This window comes from Bradyrhizobium sp. CCBAU 45394 (genome assembly GCF_028128655.1).
In the GTDB taxonomy this organism is placed as follows: Bacteria; Pseudomonadota; Alphaproteobacteria; order Rhizobiales; family Xanthobacteraceae; genus Bradyrhizobium; species Bradyrhizobium diazoefficiens.
In genome coordinates this window covers 1-8,428 of the sequence record NZ_LBIX01000116.1, presented here as the reverse complement: position 1 = coordinate 8,428, position 8,428 = coordinate 1, and the positions used below count along the sequence as shown (strand labels likewise).

6 protein-coding genes and 3 pseudogenes are annotated in these 8,428 nt (G+C 60.8%); 5 read left to right on the top strand and 4 right to left on the bottom strand.

The window, feature by feature from the left end:
* Positions 1-134 (bottom strand): annotated as a pseudogene (locus WN73_RS44580) (IS701 family transposase); the annotation flags it as partial.
* A 21-nt stretch (positions 135-155) separates the two neighbouring features.
* Here WN73_RS44580 and WN73_RS12470 point away from each other — a divergent pair.
* From WN73_RS12470 to WN73_RS12455, 4 genes and pseudogenes are all read left to right on the top strand, one after another.
* Positions 156-518 (top strand): transposase domain-containing protein, encoded by a 363-nt coding sequence (locus tag WN73_RS12470; RefSeq protein WP_442870080.1) that lies wholly within the window; start codon positions 156-158, stop codon positions 516-518.
* Positions 519-1,199: 681 nt separating this feature from the next.
* Positions 1,200-1,985 carry an SDR family NAD(P)-dependent oxidoreductase gene (locus WN73_RS12465; protein ID WP_271553001.1) on the top strand — a complete coding sequence of 262 codons (786 nt, stop codon included), beginning with the start codon at positions 1,200-1,202 and terminating at the stop codon, positions 1,983-1,985.
* Between the two features lie 442 nt (positions 1,986-2,427).
* Positions 2,428-2,682 carry a hypothetical protein gene (locus WN73_RS44575; RefSeq protein ID WP_442870079.1) on the top strand — a complete coding sequence of 85 codons (255 nt, stop codon included), beginning with the start codon at positions 2,428-2,430 and terminating at the stop codon, positions 2,680-2,682.
* A 178-nt stretch (positions 2,683-2,860) separates the two neighbouring features.
* Positions 2,861-4,246 (top strand): annotated as a pseudogene (locus WN73_RS12455) (IS30 family transposase).
* Between the two features lie 337 nt (positions 4,247-4,583).
* Here WN73_RS12455 and WN73_RS12450 read toward each other — a convergent pair.
* Both WN73_RS12450 and istA read right to left on the bottom strand, forming a co-directional pair.
* Positions 4,584-4,892, bottom strand: a pseudogene (locus WN73_RS12450) (ATP-binding protein); the annotation flags it as partial.
* A complete protein-coding gene (istA, locus tag WN73_RS12445; RefSeq protein ID WP_442870081.1) occupies positions 4,852-6,108 on the bottom strand; it encodes an IS21 family transposase in 1,257 nt (418 codons plus the stop codon). The gene istA and the pseudogene WN73_RS12450, both read right to left, overlap by 41 nt.
* 600 nt (positions 6,109-6,708) lie before the next feature.
* Here istA and WN73_RS12440 point away from each other — a divergent pair.
* A complete protein-coding gene (locus WN73_RS12440) occupies positions 6,709-7,008 on the top strand; it encodes a hypothetical protein (RefSeq protein WP_271552997.1) in 300 nt (99 codons plus the stop codon).
* Here WN73_RS12440 and WN73_RS12435 read toward each other — a convergent pair.
* Entirely contained in the window at positions 7,005-8,048 is a 1,044-nt protein-coding gene (locus tag WN73_RS12435; protein WP_271552996.1) for an ISL3 family transposase, read from the bottom strand. The two genes, WN73_RS12440 and WN73_RS12435, sit on opposite strands and share 4 nt — an antisense overlap.
* Positions 8,049-8,428: the final 380 nt, after the last annotated feature.

Sequence of the window (8,428 nt, the reverse complement as noted above, 5' to 3'; positions counted from 1 at the left end):
ACCGCGGCCCGACCATGGCTTCGGCGGCAAGGGACCGGTGCCGGGCGCCCATAACCGTTGTGCTCGACAGAAGACGTCAATCCCAGCGCCGTGATCTCCGTGCGCAGGTCGCTGTTGTTGCCATAGCCCGCGTCCATCACGAAAAACAACTGTCGATGATCCCCTCAGGCTCGACACTGGCTGAAGACATTCGTTACGGGCTCGCCCATTGGCAGGCCTCACAGGCTTCCTCGACGACGGCCGTCTCGAGTTGGACACCAACCCGATTGAAAACGCCATCAGGCCGATTTGCCTCACGAAAAAACGCGCTCTTCGCCGGTCATGAGGTTGGCGCCGAAAATTGGGCACTGCTATCGTCCATCGTCGCAACCTGCAAACTGAACGACGTCAATCCAGTCGCATACATCGCGGAGACGCTCACGGCCATCCTCGACGGGCCACCCGCACAGCGCAATCGAGGACCTCATGCCATGGAGGTTCCGAAAGGCGTCAAGCCCAACCCCATAGGGGATCGGTGAAGCGCTTACCAATAGTCGTGCAGCGGCGCCTTCCGATCAGCATGACCGATGACACTGGCAAGCCCTTCCAAATACGTCTCAAATCGCTTCTCGCTCGTCTTGGTGCCACGCCCGCTCATGTCGGCCTCTCGACTGATGGTCTATGCCTCATCCATCGCTGATTCTGGCCGGCGGTTTTGTGTCTCAGTCAGACTAAGGCCCTGTTCGGTCGCTCGAAATACCCCGACTAACACGCGCGATCAACCACACTCGGTGGGCCGGTCGCCGATCCGTTGGGCCCGGAAGTAGCTGGTGGCAAGTCTTTCGTTGCCGCAAACGTAGCTCCATACACGAGTACATCGATTCTGACACGACATTGTCCGGCCGATTTGCCTTATTTTTGGTTTTCGTGTCGTTGGTGGACCCATCATAATAGAGAGCGCGATCACCGTCCGCGACATCGCTGACCAGCTAAGGTTGCGGCTGTCGAGCCGGCGGATCGAGCCCTTCGGCTGTGGGTCCGGCCTGACGCGGCAACATTGGCGCCTCTTACTCTGTTGTGCTCCAGGCTATCCTATTTGGTAGCTGCCAAGCGAGGTGGCAATGCTTTAGCTTTGTTTCAAGCAAGCGTCGGCGCGTGCGCGAGCCTGCTATTTGGGCGACGCCGAATTAGCCGAAACTTGCGCGATGAGGGTATCAACGATGGCAGAGTACGGCTTGTGCGCGATTGTGACAGGCTCGGCGTCGGGACTTGGGGCCGCAAGTGCGCGTCTACTTGCCAAGGACGGCGCCCGCCTTGTGATCAACTATTCCAGCAGCCGAAGAGATGCCGAAGCGACCGCCGAAGCGTGCCGCAATGCCGGCGCTGCCGAGGTCTTGGTGGTCCAGGGCGACGTTTCCCGTGACGAGGATTGCAACAGGATAGTTGCCGCTGCGGCTAGTTGGGGAAAGCTCGATGTGCTTATCAATAACGCAGGCATCACCAAACACGTGTCGCATCATACTCTGGAGGGATTGTCGGCTGATGACTTTCAGCAGATATATGCGGTGAACACCATCGGGCCGTATCAAATGATCCGTGCGGCGCGATCGTTGTTGGAAGCGAACATCAAGGCGTGCGGCGTTACGGCGGCGGTGGTCAACATTTCATCAGTGGCAGGAATAAACGGCGACGGCTCGTCGTTAGCGTACGTCGCGAGCAAAGGCGCACTGAACGTCATGACCTTGTCGCTGGCCAAAGCCCTCGCGCCCGCTATCCGCGTCAACACAGTTTGTCCAGGCTATATTGACACATTTTGGTACAGCAAGGGATGCGGCGAAGCGCGGGCCAAGGAAGTCCGCGATGCGGTGGCTGCGAAGGCAGCGCTGAAGATCGTCTCTAGCGCCATGGACATCGCGCATCTCGTCCATTTTTTGGCGAGCCCCGCTTCGAGCCATATGACTGGCGAGTGTGTACGCATGGACGCCGGTTTGCACTTGATCCGATAGATCCTGCTGTCTAATCGGGTTGGTCATGGATACCGCACGTTCCGACTAGTCGGATTCGGATTAACCGCAAGACCGTGCGATGAAGCTGCGCCTTGATCGGGACGAAAATGAGTGATGGCCCAACCGATCCCGTCTGTAGGAAGGCGCCCCGCTGAAGAGATGCTACTGCGAACGTTTCCCCCTCTTGCTGGTTGATTGACAACAGGACGCACACGCGAATCGTGGGATTCGAGCGCTGGCTGTGTTTGCGACGGTCCCCTCTCACCGGCGGCGAAATGCCACAACCAAGTAGCGCGCTGCCCATAAAACGGAAGCACTGTTGCATCATAGATTATGTTGTGCCAGCCCATGTAGTGGGATGACGGTGGTAAGATGATGGGTGCTGTTGACGGCACATAATCTTGAATAGCTTGCTTGAAGACTTCCGTCGCGGAGAATTACTATGTTCGAGAGCCTGCTGCCTACCCAAGCCGCCTATCATCGGCATTGCGATGCACCGTTCGCTGTTGAACGAGCCCGCTACCTCCGGCACTGTTTGATTTTCCCCGAAGAAATGGACAGGGTTAAGCTGCTTTTAGCTCGATCGCGTCGGGCTGACATAACCGATGGCGGAGTGGCGCCGCTTTCCATTGTAGAAGCCTTCGATGTAAGCAACGATATCACGTCTGGCGTCCTCACGGTTGCAAATTGCTGGTGAAGGACGAGTTCGGTCTTGAGGTATGGAAGAAATTCTCCATCGGGGCGTTGTCACAGCAATCGGCCTTGCGGCTCATCGAGGCGTGGAAACCGGCGGACTGCATCATCTTGCGATACTCCGCCGAAGCATATTGGGCGGATTCAAGGGTCGTCGAAACACTCGGAGGTTGGAGGTTGCGATGAACGTTGTAAGGCGCCGATCGACGCGGTCAAGACGAGCCCCATTGCCTTCGCCAGGACGGCCATCTGTTGCAGGACGCAATGAACAGAATAAATTTTGGCGGACGATTGCTGCGGGGCTAAGCAGCGAAGATGCTGCGCTCGAAGCCGTCACAACCTGTCGGAAGCAGATTATTCCGAAAGGCGGGCGGCATGCCACCAGCGATGTTCAGATCTTCGGCAAAGGCGCTCTCCGGGCGGGACCTCTCATTGGTAGAGCGCGAGGAGATCGCCCTTCTCAAGGTGCAGGGCCATTCCATGCAAGAGAGTGGACGTCGCCTGGGGCGGGCTGCTTCGACAGTCTCCCGTGAACTGCGGCACAACGCGGCCTCCCGCGGCGGCGGGTTGGAGTATCGGGCAACAACTGCCCAATGGCATGCGGAACGATCCGCCCGCCGGCCCAAGCCGACCAAGCTTGCGCTCAATGCAACCTTGCGCACTTATGTGGAGGAGAGACTTGCTGGCGGCGTCGTAACCCCGAGCGGCGCTCCCGTTCCTGGTCCCGCCGTTCCTTGGAAGGGCCGCCGGCATGGTCCGCGCAAGGAGCGACGATGGGCCAAAGCCTGGAGCCCTGAGCAGATTGCCCGACGCTTCCCGGACGACAAGACGATGCGCATCAGCCACAAAGCTATCTATCAAGCTCTCTTCGTTCAGGGCCGCGGGGCGCTGCGCCGCGAGCTAACGGCCTGCTTGCGAACAGGACGTGTATTACGGATGCCCAGGGCGCGCGTACGCAGGCGAGGCAAGGGCTTTGTCTCGCCAGAGATCATGATCAGTGAACGCCCTGCTGAAGCTGTTGATCGAGCAGTGCCGGGACATTGGGAGGGAGACCTCATCCTCGGTCTTGGCAGTTCGGCAATCGGCACGCTGGTCGAGCGTACGACGCGCTTCACGATGCTATTGCACCTTCCCCGGTTGGTCGGGCATGGCGAAGCTCCGCGCGTGAAGAACGGGCCTGCGCTCGCGGGACACGGGGCCGAAGCCGTGCGCGACGCGATCACGCGCACCGTCATCACCTTGCCCCAAGAACTGCGTCGTTCGCTGACCTGGGATCAGGGAGCCGAAATGGATCAGCACGATCGTCTCAAGATCGATGCGGGTATCCAGGTCTACTTCTGCGACCCGCAAAGCCCTTGGCAGCGCGGCACAAACGAGAACACCAACGGATTGCTGCGGCAGTACTTCCCGAAAGGCACAGACCTGAGCATCCACAGCGCCGACGAGATATCCGCTGTGGCAGCGGCCCTTAATGCCCGACCGAGAAAGACACTAGGCTGGAAAACCCCGGCGGAGGCGCTTGACGAATTGCTGTCATGAGTGAAAACGGTGTTGCGACGACCGTTTGAATCCGCCTTGAACGCCCGGATCTGAGTGGTGGAGGCGGAGGCCGGCGCCAGGCCGCTGTGTCGCAATTGCGATCGCCAAGGCCGCCAATGGCTGCGGATTCCAATGATCGCGCGCAGGTATTCCAATCTGATGCCGCGCAGCGTTCCAATCTGATCGCGCGCAGGTGAAGCACCCGATCCTTAAAGGTAATTGGCACCATCGTTAGCCCGTGGTCAAGCGGCCGCCGAAGGGATCGCGTCACATGTTTGATGGTATCGCTCGGCGGAGCGAAGCTGACCGGACGCCCCCGCCAACAGTGCCGTAGCGGCCGGTCAAGATCCAGTTCTTCGAACAACCGGGCAGCCGGGTGTAAAGTACAGAGTGGTTGTCCCGGCAGGCCTTGTGACTAAGCGCACAGCCAAGCCAGCTTTTCCCGACGCCGGTCGGCCCGACAATGGCGCAATTCTCATGGTTTTTGATCCAGTCTCCCTTGAGCAGCATGTTGAACAAGCGGCGGTCGAGGCCACGGGGCGCGCGGTAGTCGATATCCTCGGGCACGGCATGATGACGCAGCATTGCCTTGCGAAGACGAAGTGCCAAGCGCCGGTTGTTACGCCAAGTCTCTTCATGGTCCAGCAGCAACACCAGCCATTCGGCATGAGCGAGACCCTGTCCACTCACCATAGCGCCGGTGGCTGGAAGGCATGTGGGCGCTGATTGTCGTGTGCCGCCCGTTGCCGCTGCCGCGTATGTGTGCGGCGATACGCTCGCCGCCCAGGAAGATTTCGACCGTTCGCGCGCAGATCCGCGCTTCTACCTCCCGACGAGCAAAGCGGTAGGGCATCGAGTAGTAGTGCCGTTCGATCTCGACGTGATAGTCGAGCCCGACCCGGCATCGGCGCCATTCGGCATGGACCCACGGCTCGCCGGGAAGCGGTTTAAGATTCGGCGCGTCAATCTCGTCGAACAGCTGGCGCCGTGCCCGGCCATACTGACGCAACACCCGTCCGTCATTGAGCTTGGCCAGCCACTCGGCGACCGCACCGTTGAGCTCGGCCAGGCTGTAAAAAGTTCGATTACGCAGCCGCCCCAGCAGCCAGCGCTCGACGATTCCGACGGAGGCCTCAACCTTCGCCTTATCTCTCGGACGACGCGGCCGTGCCGGCAAAATTGCCGTGCCGTAATGCTGCGCCATATCGCTGTAGCCGCGGTTGATCATAGGGTCATAGAGGCAGGTCTTGATCACCGCGACCTTGGCGTTGTCGGGCACCAGGAGTTGCGTGGCGCCGCCAATGAAGCTGAAGGCCGCGTTATGTCCCGCGATCCAGTCGCCGAGCTGCTCGGTCCACGTCGCCAGCGCGAACGACAAGCTGGATGCGCCCATGACCGCGACGAAGATGTGCGCATCACGTACCTCGCCGGTCTTACTGGTCAACCACCGGCACCGTGTCGCCGGCATAGTCGACAAATAATTTCTCGCCCCGCCGTGGTGCTGGCGCATCACCAGCGGCAGCCGGCCTTCCCAGTTGCGGAACAAGTCACAGAACCGGCTGTACCGGTACCCGTCCGGATGCTCTGCAATGTACTCGTCCCACAGCACCTGCAAGGTCACATGCTTGCGCTTGAGCTCGCGGGCAACAACGGACCAGTCAGGCTCGGCCACCTTGCGGCGCCCCGGCTTCACGCCAGGCACCCCGTAGAGCAGTTGCTCCAGCTCGGTGTTGCTTATCGCTTCCGGGACGGGCCACGCCAGACCCGCGCGCGCAAAACGCTTCAGCTTGTCACGTACCGTCGTCGGCCCGACGCCTACACGCTCGCCAACCACGCGTGTCGAGAGCCCAGCCTCAAGGCTCAATCTCACAATCTCGCGCACTTGGCACATGATAACCCTCCTCGTCGGCATCCAATTCTCCAAGCTGCTTCCAGCCGGAGAAATGGCCAACGATCAGGCCTCCCACCATCCGAAACTGCGCGCGATCAAGTCGGAATGCTGCGCGGAGAATGCTCGGAACGCTGCGCGCCATCAACTCGGTATGGTGTGCGCGATGACCTCGGAATCGGCAAATGGCAGTTCGGCGTGGGCAGCTCGCTTGCTCACGCCAAATGCCTCGGAAGGCCTCGGCATGAAGCAGTTGCTGGAGATGGTGCGGCAGCGCACCTCCATCATAACGGAAACACGACCGGGAGGGAGACGGATCGACATTGCCCGGCCGTGGTTTCGATATCTCGGATGGTGGCGCGAGCCAGTGATCGAGGTTTCCTTCCAGAGTGAGCTCAATCGGTCGTCGTGCGCCGCGAGAGGGGCTTCAGCGAACCTGCCGCCACAGCTCGCAACCTACCTAGGGTATGGCGCGACAATCAGGGGTTCTTCCGCATATCTGGCGCAGCTTGAGCGACTAGGGTTGGATAGGTTGCGCGATCGTTCTCAGGCAGCCAGAAGGACGCGTCGACGCAATAGCGGGTAGCTTGCCCGGCCATACATTTGTCGTTTGATGGCTTTGATCCTGCTGATCTAGCCTTCGACCGGACTGGTTGTCCAGGAGGTAGTTATTGCCGCTCGGACCGCATCGATGTCGCGCGCGATGCCGTTGGCGAAGCTCTTGAGTTCGCTGTTGGCTGCTTGTGCGATCCATTCATCGAACTCGGCGATGTCGCTGCCACTGAGAAGGGACACAAACCGCTTCGCCAGATCGGCCGCCGTGGCGAGTTCCGGAGCTTGCGCAAACAGGCGGCCGAGGAACAGCCGGGCTTCAGCATCGATCTGATCCGGATCCTGGCTTAAATACCAGGCACAGCGACGACGCGTGGGAGCTTTCCAGGTCGGTGCGGTTGTGCTGCTCCTCGCGTGTCTGCATGTACACGCCTGTCAGCGGCCCATCGCGCGACGGTCACTCGACTTCCAGTATAACCCTGTTGCTGAAGCTCGCGCCAAAGCTGCTGGCCCACCTGGCAGCCGGAGGCCCACCGCGCTTCCAGCCATGCCTCAAAGGGCGCGAGAAGATGTGAAGGTATGTGAGGACGCGAATGCTCCGGTTCGCCGCCAGCGGCCAGCCAGCGCTGAACAGTGCGCCTGTCGACGCCGAGCAGTTGGGCGATCCTGGATGTCGGGCAACCTTGCTCGCGTAGGCGACAGATTTCATCCCAGCGTTCGCGTCGCGCAGTCTTTCGATCCGCCCGCAACTGTGCAAGGCCGGGCGGCGGCGCGGAACTGCCGGTCTTCGCTCGTTGCGCAGACATCATGATTTGCACGGCGGCCTCGTTGTGACGATGGCGACCGACCGCGTGGCGCAGGGCCTCACCCAGACTGTTGAGCAGGTGCCAGCGGCCCGCCACCTGCACCGCGTCGGGGGCGCCGCAGCGTGCGCCATCAGCATAAAGTCCCGCACGATCGCGGGCGACGACCTTGATCTCCGGCCAGCGCTTCAGCCAGCTCGCGACACCGCCGGCGTTACGATCGGGAAGCAGATCGAGCACGCATTTGCGCTCCAGATCGCAGATGATCGTTCCATATCGCTGGCCACGACGCCAAGCCCAATCGTCGATGCCGACAACGGTCGGGGCAACGAAATCCGGCAAGGGAGCCGAGTGAATCATTCGGAGCAAGGTGTCGCCGCTGACCGGCATGGCCAGTTTGCGCGACAGGCGAGAGCCGGGCTCACCGCCGACCGCAAAACCGATCGTCAGCTGGCTCTCGCCGAGGCGGGTCGTGCGTCTCGCTTTCGGCCGCACCGTTGCCGGTAGCCGCTCAGTGAATATCCGACGCACGCATTGCGGATTCGCGCATCGAAAGCGTCGCGCCTGAAGCCGGATTTCGACAACCATTCCACGGCAGATCGGCTAAGCGTCGCGCGTAATGGCTGTGGATCCGACGCGTCTGGCAGCCGCAACAGGGACAGAGCGAGACCGCTGACTTCGGGCCGAGCCACGAGCACCACCCTGTCGGCCTGGGGAAGGATCTGGACAATCGAAAGTTCGGGGGAGACCAGTGAGCGGATGGCATGGAGCAAGGCGAATCACGGGCGTCGACTGCGATTCCGACCTTATGCCCTCATTCGCACTGTCCGTGAATCCCGCACCCTGCACCAAATATGCGGAAGAACCCCTGATTGTCGCTACGGTCTCACCTTGATCGCCGCCGCCCACTAGGTGTTTAGTCCCAGGCTTTGATGGTGCATTCTTATCGCACGATTCGAAGGATGCGC